The sequence below is a fragment of the Rhizorhabdus wittichii genome (assembly GCF_017607425.1).
GTDB classification, from domain to species: Bacteria; Pseudomonadota; Alphaproteobacteria; order Sphingomonadales; family Sphingomonadaceae; genus Rhizorhabdus; species Rhizorhabdus wittichii.
Map to the genome: position 1 here is coordinate 3,454,171 of NZ_CP059319.1, position 18,782 is coordinate 3,472,952.

The following is an 18,782-nucleotide window of genomic DNA, read 5'->3' on the forward strand; positions in this document are numbered from 1 at the left end:
GGCGCACCGACCGGCAATCCGCCCGGGGACGCACCGCCGGCACCGGCGGGCGACGGACCATCGCCCGCGCCGCCCGTGTCGGTGAGGCCGTCGGCCCCCGGCCACAGGCTGCTATTGCCCGAGCTGAGCACCGGCGTGTCGATCTGCGTCGCGTCCGACCCGATGTTGCTCGTGTCGATCAGCAGGTTCGGGCCGCCGACGCTGCCGCCGCTCGAGGTCGAGCCGCCGGCATCGTCGCTGCCGTCGCCATCGCCGCCCTCTTCATCGCCCGCCGACGCGGCCGAGCCGCCGGCCGAGTCCGAACCGGGCGCGGTGGTTCCCGTCGTCTCGGTGCTCTTGATGCTGCCGCCCGCGGTGCGCGAGCCGGTCAGCGTCGACTGGATGCTCGACGTGATGTTCGTCGTCTCGGTCGTGACCGTCTCGTTCACCGCTGGATCCTCGATCACCGGCGGCGGTGGCGGCGGCGGGGAGGTGGCGACACCGGCGGCGGCGGCGGCGGCGGCGGCGACACCGGCGGAGGCGGCGGTGGCGGCGGCGGGAGACACCGGCGGCGGGGTGGCGGCGGGGCGGCGACACCGGCGGCGGCGGGGGCGGCGGCGGAGACACCGCCCGCGCAACCGACTGGCAGACCACGCCATTGAGCGTGCAATTGGCCAGATTGGCCGCGAACTGGCCGCCCGGATCGGTGTAGAAGTTGACCGGATGGAAGCCCTGCGCCGCCTCGGTGTGAATCCTGAAAGTGTTGGGAGACGTGCCGAGCGTGACGGTGCCGTTGCCCGCCGAGACCTCGCTCACCGTCGTCACGTCGAGGAATACGTTCTGGAACTGGTTGGTCGGGGCGAGCTGGCCATTGGCATACACGTCCCCGCTGGAGATCGTCAGGTCGCCGCCGTTCGTCGCGATCACGAAGTTACCGGCTGTGGTCGGCCCGCTCGGCGCTTCGGTGTTTCCGGCACCGGAAACATCGGCATTGAGCACGTCGATCGAGAGCGATCCCGGCACGGTCGTGGTCTGATAGCGATAGGTCGAGAGGAGCGCGAAATGGCCGCCCTTGCCGGCACCATCGGCACCGTTGGTGCCCGAGGTGCTCAAGCCGCTGCCGCCGCTGCCGCCCACCCCGCCCTGGGCGAAGGCATTGAGCGTGGCCGAACCGATCGTCACCGGCGCGCCGCGCGCCAGGATGGCAAGGCTGCCGGCGTCGGTACCACCGCCGCCGATTCCCGCGCCGCCCGCGCCGCCATTGCCGCCCGTGCCCTCGCCCGACGACCCGCCGCTGCCGCCCGCGCCGCCCAGGCCCGACGCATCCATTTGGAGGCTCTGGATGTCGGCCGAGCCGTTGGTCTCGGCGGTCTGCGGGCCGCTGAAGACGCCGGCCTGGATATTGCCGCCGATACCGGCGCCGCCGGAGCCGCCGGTGCCGCCGTTACCCGTGCTCTGCGATTCGCCGTCGGCGCCGTCGCCGCCAACACCCGTGGCAAAGAGCGAAACGGTACCCAGCGAAAGCTGGCCCCGGCCGGCATAGGCGCCCATGACGACGACGCCGCCCTGGCCGACGCCGCCGGAGCTGCCGACCCCGTCCGCGCCGGGATCGCCGCCGTGACCGCCCGCGCCCGCCGCCGACATCTGCACCGAAGGGGCGCTGATCGTCGCCAAGGAGGTGGGGCCACCGATGTTGGTGGCGAGCATTTCGGCATAGCCGCCGGTACCGTTGCCCGCATGCCCCACATTGGAGCCGTCGGAGGCAGTACTGCCGCCATAGCCGTCCGCCACCAGGGTCAGGCTGACCGTCGCGTTGATCGCGCCGTCGCTCGCCTGCGCATAGACGCCGTAGAAGGGATCATAATCCTGCGTTTCCAGGCCCGGCGGACGACCGCCCACACCGTTGCCGCCGGTTCGGCCGTTGCCGCCGGTGCCGCTGGCATTGGCGACCGCCGAGCCGTCCAGGGTAAGCGTGGCGCCATTGGCTTCGAAGCCGGCGACCCCGCCGGTGCCGGTGCCGCCGACGCCGGAACCAAGGCCGTCGACCTCGCTGCTGCCGCCGGTGCCGCTCGCATCGAGGTTGATGATGGTCTGCCCGCCGCCCAGGGTGATGTCCCCGCCATTGGCGAAGATCTGCGCGGCGCCGCCGGTGCCGGCGCCGCCCGCCGTTATGCCCTGCCCGCCGGTGCCGCTCGCATCGAGAAAGGTGCTGCCCTCGATCGCGAGGGCCGTGCCGCCCTGCGCCTCGATATAGGCCTTGCCGCCGGTGCCGATGCCGCCCGCGCCGCCATTGTTGTTGTCGCCGCCCTGGCCATAGACCTGGGCATCGAGCGAATTGAGGGTGATCAAGCCACCGCTCGACACCATGTTGAACAGGCCGCCGGTGGCGTTGCCGCCGCCGAAGCTGCCGTCGCTGCCGACCCGGGCATAGGCCTGGGCGCTCACCGCGCTGTTGGCGTTGATGCCGCCGCCCGCGCCCGACGCCAATATCTCGATGGCGCCGCCATGGGCGGTGCCGCCGGTCGGACCGTCTCCGGCCGTGCCGTTGGCGCGCAGATAGAGATCGACCGGAACCTGGTCGCTGCCGAGGTCGATCACGCCGCCATTGGCCTGCAACGCGACATAGGCCTTCGGCGAACCGCTGCCGGGTAGCACCGACAGGGCGTTGCCGCCGGTGCCCGTCTGATACACATTGCCGCCGACCGAGCTCGCGTCGAGGGTGATCGAGCCCTGCGGCACGGTGATGGTGCCGCCGGGATTGGCGACCAGCGCGACGGAGCCGCCCTGGCCGTTGCCGCCCGTGCCCTCGAAGGTCTCGCCGCCCCGGCCGACCGCCGTCAGGCTCATGCCGGTGTCGGCGGTGATCGATCCGCCGCCGCCGGCGGTGACCAGGATGGTGCCGCCGAAGCCGTCGCCGCCATCACCGACCGAACTGGGCAGGCCGCCATTGCCGTCCGCCGCCCCGGTGAGGCCGCCATGGAAGGCGATCCCGCTGTTCGGTCCCAGCGCGGAGATCAGGATCGCGCCGCCGGTGCCGTTCTGCTCGTCGAAAGCCTGGGCGTTCGCCAGCAGCGTGACGTCGCTGCCGAAGTCGATCGTGCCGCCCTGCGCGAGGAGCGAGATCGCGCCGCCCTGCACGGGGGCGACGGGATTGCCGAGGACGGAGGTATCGATCGAAACGGTGCCGGTGAAGTTGATGTCGCTCGCCGCGTCGATGGTGACGGGCGCACCATTGGCCGCGATCTGCACGTTGCCGGAGACGGTCAGCGGAACGCCCGCCTGGATGAGGGTGCCGGCGTTGAGCGTCGGCAGGCCGGAAATGCTGACCGATCCGGTGCCAGCCCCCTGGGAGAGGCCGCCGCCCGCATTGAGCGACCCGAAGGCGATGTCGCGACCGGCCGACAGGACGATGCCGTGCTCGGTGGCTTCGGCGCCCTGCGCCACCTGGAAGCCGATATTGCCGCCGAGCAGCATCGAAATCGCGTCGTTCTTCGGCACCGCGACGAAATAGATCGGGTGGACGAGGCCGTCGGCGGTGGCGATCACGCCCCGGCTGGTGCCGCTGTGGAGGATGCCGCCCATCGAGTCGGCACCGACCCCGACCTCGATGTCGAACAGGCCGCTCGCGTCGTCGATCGACAGCTTCGCCTGCTCCGCCGAGATATAGGCGATGCCGCCATCCGATTCGACGGAGCCGCCCTGATCGATCTTCGGCGCGAGGATGCCGAAATAATTGCCGGCCGTGATGTCGGCCCCCGACTGGATCGTGACCGCCGCGCCGGCGATGCTGGTCTGGGTGTTGACCGCGGTGACGTAGCCGTCGCCATCGAGAGTCACGTTGCCGGCGGTGATGTTCGACGTCGTCAGGAGAAGGCCGCCGACGTCGAACGAGGCGGTGGAACCGACGACGATGCCGTTGGGGCTGTAGAACCAGACATTGCCCTTCGCGGTGTCGGTGGTGATCGTGCCGTTGAACGCGATCGACCGCCCGTCGGCGTTGGGCTGGGGAACGATCCGGTTGAGGATCGTATATTCGCCGTTGGGCAAAGCGCCATTGGCGACATAGTTGACGGTGTTGCCGGAGGGCAGGAAGTTGATCGCGTCCTGGACGGAGGCGGTGCCGCCGTTGGTGTCGTTGGGGACCCAGGTGATGAGCGCGGAAGGCGCGTTGACCGTCACCGTGTCGGTGCTCGTCGCGAAGGTCCGGTCGATCGTGTAGCCGGTGCCGGAGCAGGTCGCGGCGAAACAATTGTCGGGAACGCCCAGGAAGCCGTAGCTGTTCGCCGCGAGGCTTTCCTTGACCGGCATGGCGAGGACGGTGGCGAGCACCGCCATCGAGGTCATCGTGCGCGGCATCGACCGCTGGCGGCGCCGCTCGGCGGCGAAGATGTCGGAAACGCTGCTACGCATGGTCAATTGCCCCACGGCCAGAGCTTGGTCACCAGAGATACGAGGAAACGCGGATCATGGTTGTGGGTCTGCAGACCCGCCGCCTTGAGCGGCACCGCGACCGTGCCCTCGATCCGGAAGCGGTTGTCGAGCGCCGCGCGGAAGCCGCCGCCCGCCGAAGCGAGGAAATTGGGGTTGGCCGGCGGCGGCGTGGTGAAGGCGTTGCGCCTGTTCCAGACCCAGGCGAGGTCGGTGAAGACGAAGGGCTGCACCGCCAGATGGGTCTTCTCGAGCGGCTGGAAGCGCGGCAGGCGCAGCTCGAAGCCGCTGCCCAGGCCGCTGTCGCCGATGATCGTGCCAGGGTCGTAGCCGCGGCCGATCGAATAGTTGCCGGCCGAGAATTCCTCGAAGCTGAACAACGGATCGAAGGCATATTGGAAGCGCGGCAGCGCCGCGAACCAGAAGCCCTTGCCGAGATTATATTCGATCGCGGCCGATCCGCGGATCAGGCTAGAGGTCGGATCGCCGTCGGTCCGCGCCGGGCGGACCACCGGCAGCGGGAAGCGCGGGCGCGGCGAGGCGTCGAACAGGTCGAGCCCCTGGCGGAATTCGAGCGTGCCCGAGGCGCGCCAGGTCGGCGCGCGTCCCTCGGGCACGTCGCCCATGTCCATGTCGAGGCGGAGGAAGCCGACGCGCAGCCGGTCGCGGGTCAGGTCCTGGCCGGCGAACCGCACCGTCTGGTTGACGAAGTCCATGCCGGCCGCGCCGACCAGGCTGAAGCGCTGCGTCCGGATCAGCGGATAGCGCAGCTCCCCGGTCGCGAACAGCGTCCGCGCGGTCAGGTCGAGGCCGGGGAAGCCCGGTATCCGCACGTCGGGCTTCGACCAGGCATAGGTGAAGTTGCCCGCGACCGTCAGCCCCTCGCCACCCAGCTTCGTCTCATAGCCGAGCTGGACGACCTGCTGCTCCTTGAAGTCGGCGGTGCTCGACACCGAGGCGGTCAGCCGGTCGGCGCCGAGCAGGCCATAGACCTGCGCCTGCACCGCGCCGGTCCAGCGGCCCGAGCTGCGCGCCGAGAAATTCTGGAGGCTCGCATTGACCTCGATCGGGGTGTGGATGACGCTGACCTCGCCGATCAGCTCGCCCGGCGCGGTGCCGGCGGGCTTGAGCACGAGGCGGACCTCATAGCCCGGCATGTCGCGCGCGAGCAGCAGGTAGCGCTCGGCGACATAGCGGTTGAACACCTTCTCCTCGGTCAGGTGCGACAGGTAGGACGCCAGCACCGTCTCGGCATTGCCGGCCTCGCCGCGCACCCGGACCTGGACGACCTTGGCGAACAGCACCTCGAACCGGACGACGCCGTCCTCGATCTTCTGCACCGGCACCAGCACCGCGGCGAGATAGCCCTTGCGGCGCAGCGCGGTCGCGGCGGCGTCGCGGATCGTGCAGATCGTGCTGACCGGCCGGTCGGCGCCGAGCAGCGAGGCGTAGGACTCGCGAAGCTCCTCCGGGCTGACGCCCTGGAGGTTGTTGAACTGGACCTCGTTGATCGTGACCCTGAGGTTCGCATAAGCGGGCGAGTCGAGCGCGCAGGGCGCGCGCTCGATGTCGCCTTCGATCTTGAGGCGCGACGGGGCCGCCGGCTGCTGGCGGGTCCTGTCCTGGAGCTCGTCGCGGCCGGGCGCGATCTGCTGCCCGGTGCCGGGCGCGACGATCTGCGCCAGGGCGATCTGCGAAGACGATGCGGCGAGCAAGGCCGTGGCGACGGCCGTCGAGAAGAGCGAGCTACGCAAAAATGCCCCCTGTACCCCTTAGCGACGATCCCCATCGTCTCGGCATCCTCATATCCGGCTTTGACATCCATGTCATCGCCCTATGTGGAGGCGCCTCAATAGCTTGGCCTGCCCCGCCGGGCATGTGCGCTCCGTCACGGCCCTTGCGATCAGTGGGTTTGGACCCTAAAGCGCACGGCGCGACAGGTTCCCGGAAACGGGATCAAAGGGAATTCGGAAGCGGGATCGTCCCGCAAGCCGAAGCTGCCCCCGCAACTGTGATCGGCGAGCGATCGTCCATCCCGCGTCACTGGATGCTCCGGCATCCGGGAAGGCCGGACGAGACGCGACGACCCGAGAGCCAGGAGACCTGCCCGTCGCGGTCGTTCCATCATGCGGGCGGGGTGCACCACATGATCGAGGCGAAAACCTCGCGTGACGACGCCGACAGGGGTCGTGCGCGCGGGGCGTTTCCGAAGCCGTGCGTCCGGCCCCGATGGATTGATCCATGGGAGGACATAATGCGGACTTTCACCACATCGCTGATCGCGGCCCTGGCGATATTGCCGGGCACGGCCCACGCCGAGGAGGCCGACGCCGACAGCATCGTCGTCACCGCCACCCGCACCGAGACGAAGCTGTCCGAGGTCGGCAAGTCGATCTCGGTGATCGACGCCGCCACGATCGAGCAGCGCCAGACCGTGCCGCTCGCCGATCTGCTGCGGACGCTGCCGGGCGTGACGATCCAGCGCAACGGCGGCCTCGGCACCATCACCAGCGTCTTCATCCGCGGCGCCCAGTCGGACCAGACGGTGGCGCTGATCGACGGGATCAAGCTCAATGATCCGTCGGCGCCGGGCGGCGGCTTCAACTTCGCCGACCTGCTGACCGACAATCTCGAACGGATCGAGGTGCTGCGCGGGCCGCAGTCGGTGCTGTGGGGCAGCCAGGCGATCGGCGGCGTGATCAACCTGATCACCCGCGAGCCGACCGACCGGTTCGAGGTGCGGGCGACCGGCGAATATGGCCGCTACGAGACCGGCCGCCTGTCGGGCGCGGTCAGCGGCAAGGTCGGCCCGACCGCGATCAGCGCCGGCGCGGGCTACCTGACCACCGACGGCATCTCGGTGGCCGACAGCGGCACGGAGAAGGACGGCTATCACCTGTTCGGCGCGCATCTCAAGACGACGACCGAGCTGACCGAGCAGCTCTCGCTCGACCTGCGCGGCTTCTATACGAAGAGCAAGGTCGACCTCGACGGCTTCCCGGCGCCGAACTACACCCTCGCCGACACCGACGAATATCAGCGCCAGCAGCAGATCGTCGGCTATGCCGGGCTCAACGCCAACCTGTTCGACGGCCGCTTCCGCAACCGCTTCGCCGCCGCCTTCACCCGGATCGACCGCGACAGCTACGACCCGGCGGCGGCTCCGGTGAAGAATTTCGACGCGCGCGGGCGCAACCTGCGCTTCGAATATCAGGGCATCGCCGAGTTGGGGCTCGTCCGGGCCACCTTCGGCGCCGAGCATCAGGAGGAGAAGCTCCGCACGATCAGCGCCTATTTCGGCCCGCCGGTGACGGCGCGCGCCAAGGCGAACATCGACAGCGCCTATCTCGACCTCCACGCCCGGCCGATCGAGGGCCTGAACCTCGGCGCCGGGGTCCGCTACGACGACCACAGCCAGTTCGGCGACGCGACGACGGCCAGCGCCGACCTCGCTTATTCGCCGAACGGGGGATCGACCACCCTCCGCGCCAGCTATGGCGAGGGCTTCAAGGCGCCGTCGCTCTACCAGCTCTACGGCGATTACGGCTTCCGCGACCTGCGGCCCGAAAAGGCCAAGGGCTGGGACGCCGGCATCGCCCAGAAGCTGATCGGCGAGGCGGTCGAGCTGCGCGCGACCTGGTTCCAGCGCAACACGACCAACCTGATCGACTTCGACCTGGGCACCTTCACCTACGCCAATATCGCGCGGGCGCGGGCGCGCGGCGTCGAGGCCGAGCTGCGCATCGCGCCGACCAGCGAGCTGCTGTTCACCGCGAACTACAGCTTCACCAACGCCCGCAACCGCGAGCGGACCGATCCCAATTTCGGCCGCCAGCTCGCCCGGCGGCCGCGCCAGACGGTGAACGTGACCGGCGACTATCGCTGGCCGTTCGGCCTGACCACGGGCGCCACGATCACCCATGTCTCGCGCAGCTTCGACGATGCCGCCAACCGCAACCGGCTCGGCGACTATGTGCTCGTCGACCTGCGCGCGGCGCTGCCGCTGACCGAGGCGATCGAGCTCTACGGCCGGATCGAGAATCTGTTCGACGAGCGCTACCAGACCGCCGCCGGCTATGGCCAGCTCGGCCGGGCGGCGACAGCCGGGGTCCGCTTCCGCTACTAGAGCGGTTCACGATCCGATTGCATCGGATCGGCCGCTCTAGATTGTTGTTTTACCGCGATTTCCGAGTCGGCAGATGTTTCCATCTGCCTAGAAATCGCTCTAAGACAATAGCCTGGAGAGGATCGGCATTCGGCCCGATCCTCTCCGTCATCCTGGCGGAAGCCAGGATCTCCCTTCTCTTCGTCGTTCATGCGGGAAGGATGGAAAGGGCAAGGGAGATCCCGGCTTTCGCCGGGATGACGAGGAGGCGGGGTTGGGTGCCTCAGCCGGCGGCGGGCGGCCAGCCGGCGATCGCGGCGGTGCGGATCGCGGCCAGGATCGACGGCGCGTCGATCGCGGCCAGCGCGCGGGCGCGATCGATCTGCACCTTGCGCGAATCGACGCCCAGCATCCGGGCGATGTCCTGGTTGGTCCCGCCCTGGATCAACAGCGCCAGCACCCTGGCTTCGTCCGGCGTGAGGCGCGCGAGCCTCGCCCTCGCCTCGGCCACCAGCGCAGGCGGCTCGCCGCCTTGTTCGAGCAGGTGGAAGCCCCGGTCGATCGCGTCGAGCAGCGCGCGCATCTCATAGGGCTTGTGGAGGAAGTCGACCGCGCCGAGGCGGAATGCCTCGATCGCGGTGGCGAGATCGCTGAGGCCGGTGACGACGACCATCCGGAACCGGTCCTGCCGCTCGGCGAGGGCGCGGATCAGCTTCGACCCGCCGACCTCGTCGAGCTGAAGGTCGAGCACCACGCATCCCGGCTCGATGGCGTCGATCACGGCGAGGCACGCCTCTCCATCGGCATATTCGCGGCATTCGAACGGGCCGTGCGCCTGCACGAGGCTGACGATCGAGGCGCGCACGATCGCCTCGTCATCGACGATATGGATGATCCGCCGTGCGGTCATCGCATGCCCGCGCCCCCGCGCTTCATAGCATCTTTCCCAAAAGCCCTGCGTTTATAGATACTTATCCTAAGAGAGCCCGCGATCAACAAAAAATCCACATAAAATCGTTTCGTCTCCGAAATTTTCTACGACTTTCGTCGCAACAAAGCACCGCTTCAACAGATATGTCGAAGTCCCGGAGCATCATGATATCGAATATGACCGTCGCGAGAGCCCATATTTCGGACATACTTAGCGGGCATCCCGAGGGTCTTTACCCAATTTTTGTTATAAACGATAAATCTTGGATCATTTTTTGAAATTAATTTACAAAAGTTAACATATATCAACAGATGGTGGGGCCGATCCCCATTCCAGAATCGCAGCCATTACTGTCGATCGATGCCATGCACGGCCCCATGGCGGCGAACGACGCGCTCGGAATCGCGGAAGGCAGCGGCGGGGCCATCGCTATAATCCACGACCAGGGGCCGCTTCCCCGGATTTTTACCTAGAGCGATTCACGATCCGATTGCATCGGATCGGCCGCTCTAGATTGTTGTTTTACCGCGATTTCCGAGTCGGCAGATGTATCCATCTGCCTAGAAATCGCTCTAGGCTCCGCAGGGACGCGGCCCTGCCGTAGCGGCAAGCCTTCGGCCCGCGGAAGCGCGGCGAAACGCGCTGTTAACGGCTTTCCGCTACCAGATGGCGGCGGGGCGCGACGTCCCGGACGACGGGAAGACGGGCGTGCCCAAGACGATCCTCACCGTGGATGATTCAGCGTTCATCCGCAAACTGCTCCGCATGGCCCTGTCGGGGCAGGGCTTCCTCGTGGCCGAGGCCGAGGACGGCGTCGCCGCGCTCGAATGGCTCGACGTCCATGACCGGCCCGACGTGATGATCACCGACATCAACATGCCGCGCCTCGACGGCTTCGGGCTGGTCGCAGCGGTGCGGGCCCAGGACCGCCACGACGGCATGCCGATCCTCGTCCTGTCGACCGAAAGCTCCGACGACAAGCAGGACCGCGCCCGCACCGCCGGTGCCGACGGCTGGCTGGTCAAGCCCTTCGACCCCGCGCAACTCGCCCGGGCGATCGAGAGCGTCTCGCCATGAGGACGCCATCGGCATGATTCCCACCCGTACCAAGGCGCGCGTCCTCGTCGTCGACGATTCCGTCACCATGCGCGCCTTCTTCGGCTCGATCTTCGACCGCGCGCGCGGCATCGAGGTGGTCGGCACCGCCGCCAGCGCCGAGGAGGCGCGGCGGATGATCGTCCAGCTCCGCCCCAATGTCATGACCCTCGACATCGAGATGCCGGGGATGAACGGCCTCGACTATCTGGAGGAGGTCATGCGCGACCGGCCGATGCCGGTGATCATGCTGTCCTCGCTCACCCAGAAGGGAGCCGAGGCCTCGTTCCAGGCGCTCGAACGCGGCGCGATCGACTGCTTCCCCAAGCCGACCTCGGAAAACCGCGAGGAGTTCGCGCAGCGGCTGAGCGCGCTCGTCGTCGCCGCGGCCAACGGCTCGGCGCGATCGGCGCGCTACGCCAGGGAGGTCCCCGCCCGCACGGGGAGCGCGCACCATCATCACCATTCCCCGGCGTTCGACTGGAACGGCAGGATCGCGGTGGCGAGCGCCTCGACCGGCGGCGTCGATGCGCTGCTCCAATTGTTGCCCGGCCTGCCGGTCGACGGCCCGCCGATCGTCGTCTCGCTGCGGATCGAACCCGAATTCGTCGCGCCGCTGATGCAGCGGCTCAAGACGCGTTGCCCGGCCAGGGTGATGCTCGCCGAGGACGGCCGCCCCCTCCGGCGCGGCGAAATCCAGATCGCCTGCGACCCCGCCACCCATGCGGTGATCGACCGCTGGCCCGATCCCGCGGTCAAGCTGCTGCGGACCGACCCAGTCAACGGCGCGCGCCCGTCGGCCAGCCTGCTGTTCGCGACGGCGGCCCGGACCGCGGGCGCCAACGCGGTCGGCGCGATCCTGACCGGGATCGGCACCGACGGCGTCGCCGGCATCAAGGCGCTGCACGCCGCCGGGGCGATCACCATCGCGCAGGATTCGGCGACCTGCCTGGTCGACCAGGCGCCGGCCGCCGCCCGCGCGGCGGGGGCGATCGCGCGCGACCTGCCGATCGAGGCGATCGCCGCCGCGATCCTCGACGGCTGCCGCGCCGCCGTCGACGCGGCGGCCTGACCCGGCGCGCGCCGATGGTCTCGGTCAGCCGATCCGGCCTGCTGGCGCTGCTCGCCGACGAACTCGACGCGGCGCGCGCGCAGCTCGACGCGTTGGGCCTGGCCCTGGCCGACGACGCCGAACTCGCCCGCCGCCACCTCATCGAACTTCAGGCGCTCGACCATGCCGGCCAGCGCTGCGCCGCGATCGCCGTCATCCTGCGCGCCGACGATTCCCATGCCGCAACGCTTGACGCCCCGCTCGAAAGCATCGCCGCCCGGCTCGGGCGCTAGTCCTCCGCCGCGAACAGCCCGATCAGTTCCGGCGCGATCCGGTCGAGGTCGTGGCGGGCGGCGACGCGCCGGCGGGCCTCGGCCCCCATCGCCGCCAGATCGGCCTCGCCGGCGTCCATCGCGGCGCCGATCGTCGCCGCGAGGCCGGCGCCGTCGCCGGGCTCGACCAGCCAGCCGCAGCGCTCGTCGACCAGTTCGGGGATGCCGGCGATGCGGGTGGCGATCACCGGCCGGCCGAGCGCGAACGCCTCCATGATCACGATCGGCAGCCCCTCCGCATGGCTGGGCAGCAACAGCGCGCGGGTCTCGCCGATCCGGCGGCGGACCTCGGCATTGCTGCGCCAGCCGAGCAGCTTGACCCGTCCGCCGGTGCCGGTCGCCCGGATCGCCTGCTCGATCGCGGTCCGGCTCTCGCCGTCGCCGACCAGCGCCACCGACAACTCGGGATGGCCCGCCGCCGCCGCAGCCGCGATCGCCGCCGGGATCTCGACCTGCGCCTTTTGCGGGCAGAGCCGACCGACCGACAGCAGCCGCGCGCTCATCGACGGCGGTGGCGGCGCGGCCGGATAAGCGCGCAGGTCGAGGCCGCACGGGATCACACGGACCCTGTCCCACAGGCTTTCGGGCAGGTGTGCGCGCAGCCGGTCGCGGCAATAGCCGCTGATCGCGATCACCGCCCGCGCGTGGAGCGCCTTTTCGGTCAGGCTGCTCGCGGCGAACAGCTCCAGCTCGTCGGGCCCGTGGACGGTGAAGCTGTAGCGCGGCCCGCCCAGCCGCCGGCACAGCATCGCCACCGCCGCCGCATTGGTCGAGAAATGGGCATGGACATGGGTGATGCCGAGCGCGTCGCAGCGCCGCTTCAGCCGGATCGCCTGGGCCAGATAGGCGGCGTGGCGGATCACGCCCCCGCCCGCCGCGCGGCGCAGCGCCGCCGTCATCTCCAGCGCCTCGCCGAAGCGGCGCGGATGGCGGAGCGCCTGCGCCGCGAGCCCGGCCGCCAGCCGGCCGCCCCGGCCCGTCAGCAGATATTCGGTCCGCGCCTGTTCGGCCATGTCCTGCGGATCGACCAGCCGCTCGGCCCAGTGCCGCACCGCGAAGCGCTTGACCGGCACCCCCGCCCGCTCGATCGCGGCGATCTCGCGCCGGATGAAGGTCGTGCTCGTCATCGGATAGCTGTTGAGCAGATAGGCGAGCTTCATGCCCGGCGCGCCTGTTCGACGAGGCGGGCGACCTCGATCGTCCGCGCATGGCTGACCACCGGGCTCTCGATCGCCCCGGCGCGGTGGAGCGCGGCGAAATGCTCGATCTCGTGGAGATAGGGGCTGGCGCCGAACGGATGCCAGCGCGCCGAGCCCCGGCTGCCGAGATCGCCCAGCCGCCGCACCAGCGGATTTTGCCGGGCATGGCGCCACAATGGTGGCGGCCCCGCCCGGCCAGGCCCGGTGAAGCGCAGCCGCTGCGCGGTCAGCAGCGGCGGCTGCACCTCGACCGCGCCGGCGTCGCCGGCAATGCGCAGGCTGTTGTCGAGCCGCCGGGTGAAGGAGACGGCGAGGTCCGAGACGCCGCCGCCCGCATGATCGAGCTCGAGGCGCGCGGCGACGTCGAGGCCGGCGGCATCGCGATCGACCGTGCAGCGCATCGCCCGCACCGGGCCGAGCGCGATCAGCGCCAGCATCAGCGGATAGACCGCGCGGTCGGCAAGCACTCCGCCGTCCGCCTCGAACAGCCGGGGATGGTCGGCGCGGCGGACGCGATAGCCGAAGCTCGCCTCGACATGGGTCAGCGCGCCGATCCGGCCCGATCGCGCCGCCGCCAGCGCCATCGCCACGGCAGGCAGGAAGGGCGTGGCGACCGCCTCCATATAGAGACGTCCGACCCGTTGCGCCTGCGCAACGACGGCCTCGGCCTCGGCGGCACTCATCGTCGCGGGCTTCTCGCACAGCACCGCCTTGCCGGCGGCGAGCGCGGCGAGCGAGCGAGCGGCATGGTCGCGATTGCGCCCGGCGATATAGACGGCGTCGGCCTCGGCTTCGTCGACGTCGCCGACCAGCGCGCGCATCGTCGCCGCCATCCGGCCGCGCCCGACCACGGCGAAGCGCAGCGGCGGGGTCACTCGTTCCAGTCCATCGGCGCGATCGGAGCGAAGGCGGTGCGCGGGCGATGGTCGCCACCCGCCTGCATCGCCAGCGCGACCTCGGTCAGGTGGAGCGCGAAGTCCCCGGCGAGGCGCGGCTCGCGGCCCTCGGCGATCGCCTGCGCCATCTCGGCGACGCCGAGCGCGAAGTTCATCGCCGCCGCGCCGCGCCGCCCGACCATCGGATGCCGTCCCCCGGCCGGCCTGACCGTCGTCGCGAACGGGCTGTTGACGAGGCGTCGGCGGACGACGTGCCGGCGGCGGACGCGGACGCGGGCGCCGTTCGCCCAGGCCTCGTCGATCTCGATCACGCCGTCGTCGCCGAAGATGCGCAGCCGGTGGTCGTGGCGCGCGACGATCGAGCAGGTGAGCCGCGCCGTCATCGCGTCGAAGGTCAGCGTCGCCGACGCATAGTCGGGCGTGGCATGGCCGGCGCCGGTCTGGCCGGGGTCGAGCAGCCGGGCCGACCCGCCGACGATCCGCCGCACCGGCCCGAACATCGCCATCAGCCAGGAAAGATAATAGCCGGCATGTTCGAGCGTGCAGCCGGTGCGGAACTCGTCGGCCGCCGGCCAGGGCGCGCCGCTCGCCGATCGCCAGCGCGGATGGGGCGCGGCCGGCAGGAAATCGTCGTCGAGCTCGGCATAGACGAGCCGGGGCGTGCCGATCCGCCCGTCGCGCAGCGCCGCCCAGACGGTCTGCGCCGCGCGGCCGAGCAGGCTGCACGGCGCCGAGGCGAGGTGGAGCCCCTTCTCGCGCGCCAGCGCGGCGAGCGCCTCCGCCTCGTCGAGGTCGAGCGCGAGCGGCTTCTCGCTCCAGACATGGCAGCCGGCCTCGAGCGCCGCGCGGGTGACCTCGGCATGGGCGTGCGGGTTGGTGAGGTTCAGGACGATCGCCGGCCGCCGCGCGACCAGGTCGGCGAAGCCGGTCGCGGGGTCGACCGACCAGTGGCGCGCGAAGGCGGCGAGGCGGTCCGGGTCGACGTCCCAGGCGCCGACGACCTCCAGTCCGGGGAAGCTGCGCAGCGAGGGCATGTAGAGATCGGCGACATAGCCCGTCCCCACGATCGCGATTCGGCCTGCCCGCCGATGGTCCCCCGCCGCCATGGCGGGAGCCTAGGGGCCAAAATCCGTCATCGCAACGCTCAGCGGCGCGGTATCGACGCCCGCGCGCATATCAATGCCCTATCAACGCCCTATCAATGCCGAAACCATGTCACGGAGGGTGTCACCGTTGCTTCACCGGCCGCGATCATGCTCGCGCTCGTGTCGGATTTTACACAGTCGAGGATTGTCGATATGATCGGCGCCATGGAATCGGATCGCATAGAGAAGCTCACCGAAGCGCAGCGCGTCTGCCTGCGCATGGTGCTCATGCATCTTTCCTCCAAGGACATCGCCCGCGAACTGGGGATTTCCCCCCACACCGTCGACCAGCGGCTGCGCATGGCGATCCAGGCGCTGGGCGTCGCGAACCGCTTCGAAGCGGCGCGAATCCTGGCGAAATACGAGACCCCGAACGCATATCAATCAGCCGTATATCAATCGTCGCATGTTGCTCCACAGCCCGTCCATGCCACTGTCGGGTTGTCCGACATTCATGGGGTTCGGCAGGACGACAACGGCTATCACGGCAGTGCGGTTCGGGAAGAGCAGATCGCTTTCCGTACTCCCGCATTCGCCACCGGCGGCTTCGTCAACCTGCCCATCCCCACGCCGGGGAGGGAGCGTAATGACCTAAGCATCGTGCAGCGTCTGGGGTGGATCGTTTCGATCGCTATTGCCTCGGCGCTCGCATTCGGCGGACTTCTCGCCGGCCTCGACGCGCTGAAGCGCCTTTTCCAGGCCTAAGCGCACCCGAACACCGTTCATCGTCGAAACAGGGACGCGCGGCCTGCGGACAGGTTGCGCGAAGGGAGCAGCACATGTTCAATCGCCAGACCATTCTCAAGCGCCGCGAAGTTGCCCAGGGCGTCGCCGACCGGCTGATGGCCGCCGAGCACGCGATCGACCTCGCCATCGCCAAGACCGCCGAGCTGACCGGCTTCATCCCGGCCGCCCGCGCCGAGGCCGACCTGGCCTGCGAAGTCGCCCAGGAAGCGCTCGAATATGCGGCGGAGAGCTTCTCCACGCTGGTCAAGGCGCGCGCCAAGATCATCGCCAGCCACCGCGAGCTGGCCGCCACCAAGGACGAGATCGGCCTCAAGACCTATGGCCTGGGCGGCCTGGTCGGCAAGCCGTTCAACTCGGAAGTCCGCCACCTCACCGAGGTCGCGGCCGCCTGAGGCTCGCCCCGGGGGGAACCGGGGCGTCGCAACCATGCTTGACCGGGGAATGTCCTTATGATTCGGTCGCCGCATGCTGCTCGCCCTGTTCTTCCAGCTCTTCTACCTGTTCGCGCTGGTTGCCGTCGCCTCCTATGCGGGATGGCGCGGCGGCTGGCCCGAAAGGGTCGGAGCGGCGATCATGGTCGTCGGCTCGATCCTCACCGTCGTGGCCGCCAACTCCTTCTATCCGGGGTGGCGCTCGCCCGAGGCGGGGATCATCATCGTCGACCTGCTCGTGCTCGCGGCCTTCGGCAATCTTGCCCTCTCCAGTGATCGATATTGGCCGATATGGGTAACATCCTTCCATTTGATCGCGGTGACCATTCACCTGGCCAGCCTCGCCGATCGCTCGGTGGCGGCCTTGGCCTACGCGAACGCGCAGGAATTCTGGGCCTATCCCATGCTGGTGGGCATAGCGGTCGGAACGTGGAACTTCCGCCGGAGGCAGGCCTCGATCCCCAGGGCGAATGTCGCGAGATACTAGAGGCGCTGCTCCAGCCGCTCGGCCTCGCCCATAGCGGCGCGGTCGTCGACGAGCTGCTCGACGAATTCGGTAGCCTGCCCGCGATCCTCGCGGCCGAGCCCGCCCTGCTCCACGACTGCCTGCCCGAGGACGGCCAGGTCGTCGACTTCCTGGTCGCGATGCGGGTGGCGATGCTCCATTCGCTGCGCACCCGGCTCGGCCAGAGCCCGATCCTGTCCACCTCCGATGCGCTGACCAACTATCTGTTCGCCGCGATGGCGTACAACACGGTCGAGCATCTCCGGGTGCTGTTCCTCAATTCGACCAACCGGCTGCTGCGCGACGAGGTGATGGCGCGCGGCACGGTGAACCAGGCGCCGCTCTATCCGCGCGAGATATTGAAGCGGGCGCTGGAGGTCGGCGCGACGGCGCTGATCGTGGTCCACAATCATCCGTCGGGCGATCCGACCCCTTGCCAGGCCGACGTGAAGGCGACCGCGCATCTCGTCGCGGCGGCCCGCACGCTCGACATCGCGGTGCACGATCACCTGATCGTGGCGCGCACCGGCTGGCGCAGCCTCCGGGCCGAGGGGTTGATCTAGGGCATGTCCCAGCCGTTGGAGCAGAAGAGTAGTAGCGTCATGGAGACCAGTATGATCCGGGACTTCGCGCGAAGGGTGATCGACGATTTCGGCGATCAGACCGACAGCTATGTCGCCAGCCGCATCGGCGTGCTGATCCGCGACGGGGACAGCTATGGCGTCGGGCTGTGGAAGGCGGTCGCCACCGAGATCGAACGAATCCGGCTGCCCGAGCCGAACGTGCCGCGCAGCCGCCACTGAGGACCGACGAATTCGGCGCAAGCCGAGCACAGGTGCCCGGCCGGCTGTCCTCCCCCCGATCCGGCCGGCCGGGGACACACAGGGAGGACTTCCAGCCCCCACAGGGCGGCGGACCGGCAAGGGGCTTGCGGTCCGCCGCCCGACTTTTATCAACGATTGATATCGCCCGTTGATATCGTCTCCGGGCCGGGGCCGGCGCGCCGGTCTTCAGGCGGATCCGAACCAAGCGAAGTAATGGCGCATCACCGCGGCAACGTATCGGCCACAGGCGGCTTCGGACAGATGATCCCGCGCGAACCGTCCCGCCTCCATGGAGATCGCCGCGTCGCGCTCCACCGCATCGCGAGCCTGGGCGACGATCGCAACGACGTCGGCATCCTGCCGCACCGGCAGATAGTGGCGCCACGCCTCCAGCCCATGGAAATAGAATAGCTGCCAGGGCGAATTATATTTGACCAGCACGCCGTTGCTGTGCAGCGCCAGCGCCACTCGCGAGCAATTGGCGCCATTGCCGTCGATCGACAGGAGATATTTGCACGAGAGTTGTTCGGCCCATTCGCGCCGCCGGTCGCCCAGCCCCAGTGCCGCGACCATCGCCTCGGTCTCAGGCGAATCGCACTGGACGATCGCCGGCAGCTCGAAGCATATCCCCGGCTTGTCCTTGAAATACATCGCCGCGCGCAGCCGCGCATGGCCAAGCGTCCGGACCGTGTCGGCGGTGATGATCCCTCCCGTGGTCGATCCGACGAAGATCGCCTCGTCGCGCTTGTCGGCGAACGACACCGGGTCCACGAAATCCGCGCCGCCGAGAAAATCCATCGCGAGCAGATCGACGTCGGGCAGCAGCATGGTGCTCGCGCCCCGCTGCTTCTGATATTCGAAGACGGGCACATCGTAGCGCGAATGGCTGCGATCGTGGACGCCGATGGCGAAGCTGCCGCGAGCCGGCACATCGAAATCACGCAGCGCCCGTTCGATGAAAGCGCGATACAGCCCAGCGCGCTGGAGATGGATGGGGTCGGCTCCGGGCTTGGACTCGAAACCGATCCGCCCGCCCTCGGCGTGGAACAGGAAGATCGACGGCGATTCCGCGACCAGCGCGCGCAGCCGCCGATCAATCCCTTCCATCGCCACG

General features: G+C 69.2%; 17 protein-coding genes and 1 riboswitch. Of the genes, 10 read left to right on the forward strand and 7 right to left on the reverse strand.

Translation table 11 applies throughout. The features are described from left to right. Positions 1 to 261 precede the first annotated feature (261 nt). Together HRJ34_RS16555 and HRJ34_RS16560 are read right to left on the reverse strand one after the other, a co-directional pair. On the reverse strand, positions 262 to 4,389 hold the full coding sequence (locus tag HRJ34_RS16555; protein WP_208631865.1) for a beta strand repeat-containing protein: 4,128 nt from the start codon (positions 4,387 to 4,389) through the stop codon (positions 262 to 264). A 2-nt stretch (positions 4,390 to 4,391) separates the two neighbouring features. Then, positions 4,392 to 6,161, reverse strand: coding sequence for a ShlB/FhaC/HecB family hemolysin secretion/activation protein (locus HRJ34_RS16560; protein WP_208631866.1), 1,770 nt, complete (start codon positions 6,159 to 6,161; stop codon positions 4,392 to 4,394). A 167-nt stretch (positions 6,162 to 6,328) separates the two neighbouring features. Further along, positions 6,329 to 6,532: riboswitch (cobalamin riboswitch) on the forward strand. Positions 6,533 to 6,661: 129 nt separating this feature from the next. Here HRJ34_RS16560 and HRJ34_RS16565 point away from each other — a divergent pair. Continuing rightward, on the forward strand, positions 6,662 to 8,533 hold the full coding sequence (locus tag HRJ34_RS16565) for a TonB-dependent receptor plug domain-containing protein (RefSeq protein WP_208631867.1): 1,872 nt from the start codon (positions 6,662 to 6,664) through the stop codon (positions 8,531 to 8,533). Between the two features lie 262 nt (positions 8,534 to 8,795). Here the strand turns inward: HRJ34_RS16565 and HRJ34_RS16570 are convergent, their stop codons facing one another. Beyond that, the gene (locus HRJ34_RS16570; protein WP_012049380.1) at positions 8,796 to 9,422 is read right to left on the reverse strand and encodes a response regulator transcription factor; all 627 of its coding nucleotides are present in this window, start codon (positions 9,420 to 9,422) and stop codon (positions 8,796 to 8,798) included. Between the two features lie 332 nt (positions 9,423 to 9,754). On the opposite strand from HRJ34_RS16570, the gene HRJ34_RS16575 reads away from it, so the two are divergent. The 4 genes from HRJ34_RS16575 to HRJ34_RS16590 all read left to right on the forward strand — a co-directional run bounded on the left by HRJ34_RS16575 (position 9,755) and on the right by HRJ34_RS16590 (position 11,882). Next, positions 9,755 to 9,916 (forward strand): hypothetical protein, encoded by a 162-nt coding sequence (locus HRJ34_RS16575; RefSeq protein WP_208631868.1) that lies wholly within the window; start codon positions 9,755 to 9,757, stop codon positions 9,914 to 9,916. Positions 9,917 to 10,109: 193 nt separating this feature from the next. Continuing rightward, positions 10,110 to 10,520 (forward strand): response regulator, encoded by a 411-nt coding sequence (locus HRJ34_RS16580; RefSeq protein ID WP_012049379.1) that lies wholly within the window; start codon positions 10,110 to 10,112, stop codon positions 10,518 to 10,520. Between the two features lie 13 nt (positions 10,521 to 10,533). Further along, positions 10,534 to 11,610 carry a chemotaxis-specific protein-glutamate methyltransferase CheB gene (gene cheB, locus HRJ34_RS16585; protein WP_208631869.1) on the forward strand — a complete coding sequence of 359 codons (1,077 nt, stop codon included), beginning with the start codon at positions 10,534 to 10,536 and terminating at the stop codon, positions 11,608 to 11,610. Between the two features lie 14 nt (positions 11,611 to 11,624). Then, entirely contained in the window at positions 11,625 to 11,882 is a 258-nt protein-coding gene (locus HRJ34_RS16590) for a hypothetical protein (RefSeq protein WP_208631870.1), read from the forward strand. Here HRJ34_RS16590 and HRJ34_RS16595 read toward each other — a convergent pair. The 3 genes from HRJ34_RS16595 to HRJ34_RS16605 are packed head-to-tail and all read right to left on the reverse strand — an operon-like array spanning position 11,879 to position 15,122. Then, positions 11,879 to 13,081 (reverse strand): glycosyltransferase family 4 protein, encoded by a 1,203-nt coding sequence (locus HRJ34_RS16595; protein WP_208631871.1) that lies wholly within the window; start codon positions 13,079 to 13,081, stop codon positions 11,879 to 11,881. The genes HRJ34_RS16590 and HRJ34_RS16595 overlap by 4 nt on opposite strands. Next, entirely contained in the window at positions 13,078 to 13,995 is a 918-nt protein-coding gene (locus HRJ34_RS16600) for a Gfo/Idh/MocA family protein (protein ID WP_016744695.1), read from the reverse strand. The genes HRJ34_RS16595 and HRJ34_RS16600 overlap by 4 nt, the downstream gene beginning before the upstream one ends. Beyond that, positions 13,992 to 15,122 (reverse strand): Gfo/Idh/MocA family protein, encoded by a 1,131-nt coding sequence (locus HRJ34_RS16605; RefSeq protein ID WP_030092310.1) that lies wholly within the window; start codon positions 15,120 to 15,122, stop codon positions 13,992 to 13,994. The genes HRJ34_RS16600 and HRJ34_RS16605 overlap by 4 nt, the downstream gene beginning before the upstream one ends. A gap of 147 nt (positions 15,123 to 15,269) precedes the next feature. On the opposite strand from HRJ34_RS16605, the gene HRJ34_RS16610 reads away from it, so the two are divergent. From HRJ34_RS16610 to HRJ34_RS16630, 5 genes are all read left to right on the forward strand, one after another. Continuing rightward, on the forward strand, positions 15,270 to 15,866 hold the full coding sequence (locus HRJ34_RS16610; RefSeq protein WP_012049373.1) for a helix-turn-helix domain-containing protein: 597 nt from the start codon (positions 15,270 to 15,272) through the stop codon (positions 15,864 to 15,866). A 74-nt stretch (positions 15,867 to 15,940) separates the two neighbouring features. Beyond that, positions 15,941 to 16,300, forward strand: coding sequence for a hypothetical protein (locus tag HRJ34_RS16615; protein ID WP_012049372.1), 360 nt, complete (start codon positions 15,941 to 15,943; stop codon positions 16,298 to 16,300). Between the two features lie 73 nt (positions 16,301 to 16,373). Beyond that, positions 16,374 to 16,826, forward strand: a complete 453-nt coding sequence (locus HRJ34_RS16620; RefSeq protein WP_012049371.1) for a hypothetical protein — start codon at positions 16,374 to 16,376, stop codon at positions 16,824 to 16,826. Beyond that, positions 16,769 to 17,407, forward strand: coding sequence for a JAB domain-containing protein (locus tag HRJ34_RS16625; protein ID WP_016744693.1), 639 nt, complete (start codon positions 16,769 to 16,771; stop codon positions 17,405 to 17,407). Before HRJ34_RS16620 ends, HRJ34_RS16625 begins: the two co-directional genes overlap by 58 nt. 51 nt (positions 17,408 to 17,458) lie before the next feature. Beyond that, on the forward strand, positions 17,459 to 17,647 hold the full coding sequence (locus HRJ34_RS16630) for a DUF6961 family protein (RefSeq protein WP_020372086.1): 189 nt from the start codon (positions 17,459 to 17,461) through the stop codon (positions 17,645 to 17,647). A gap of 207 nt (positions 17,648 to 17,854) precedes the next feature. Here the strand turns inward: HRJ34_RS16630 and HRJ34_RS16635 are convergent, their stop codons facing one another. Continuing rightward, positions 17,855 to 18,775, reverse strand: a complete 921-nt coding sequence (locus HRJ34_RS16635) for a glycosyl transferase family 90 (RefSeq protein ID WP_161629004.1) — start codon at positions 18,773 to 18,775, stop codon at positions 17,855 to 17,857. Positions 18,776 to 18,782: the final 7 nt, after the last annotated feature.

Coding starts and splice junctions, on each gene's coding strand:
- HRJ34_RS16575 (WP_208631868.1), top strand. CDS start 9,755: ATGGTGGGGCCGATCCCCATTCCAGAATCGCAGCCATTACTGTCGATC.
- HRJ34_RS16570 (WP_012049380.1), bottom strand. CDS start 9,422: ATGACCGCACGGCGGATCATCCATATCGTCGATGACGAGGCGATCGTG.
- HRJ34_RS16590 (WP_208631870.1), top strand. CDS start 11,625: ATGGTCTCGGTCAGCCGATCCGGCCTGCTGGCGCTGCTCGCCGACGAA.
- HRJ34_RS16615 (WP_012049372.1), top strand. CDS start 15,941: ATGTTCAATCGCCAGACCATTCTCAAGCGCCGCGAAGTTGCCCAGGGC.
- HRJ34_RS16580 (WP_012049379.1), top strand. CDS start 10,110: ATGGCGGCGGGGCGCGACGTCCCGGACGACGGGAAGACGGGCGTGCCC.
- cheB (WP_208631869.1), top strand. CDS start 10,534: ATGATTCCCACCCGTACCAAGGCGCGCGTCCTCGTCGTCGACGATTCC.
- HRJ34_RS16595 (WP_208631871.1), bottom strand. CDS start 13,081: ATGAAGCTCGCCTATCTGCTCAACAGCTATCCGATGACGAGCACGACC.
- HRJ34_RS16605 (WP_030092310.1), bottom strand. CDS start 15,122: ATGGCGGCGGGGGACCATCGGCGGGCAGGCCGAATCGCGATCGTGGGG.
- HRJ34_RS16630 (WP_020372086.1), top strand. CDS start 17,459: ATGATCCGGGACTTCGCGCGAAGGGTGATCGACGATTTCGGCGATCAG.
- HRJ34_RS16620 (WP_012049371.1), top strand. CDS start 16,374: ATGCTGCTCGCCCTGTTCTTCCAGCTCTTCTACCTGTTCGCGCTGGTT.
- HRJ34_RS16610 (WP_012049373.1), top strand. CDS start 15,270: ATGCTCGCGCTCGTGTCGGATTTTACACAGTCGAGGATTGTCGATATG.
- HRJ34_RS16565 (WP_208631867.1), top strand. CDS start 6,662: ATGCGGACTTTCACCACATCGCTGATCGCGGCCCTGGCGATATTGCCG.
- HRJ34_RS16555 (WP_208631865.1), bottom strand. CDS start 4,389: ATGCGTAGCAGCGTTTCCGACATCTTCGCCGCCGAGCGGCGCCGCCAG.
- HRJ34_RS16635 (WP_161629004.1), bottom strand. CDS start 18,775: ATGGAAGGGATTGATCGGCGGCTGCGCGCGCTGGTCGCGGAATCGCCG.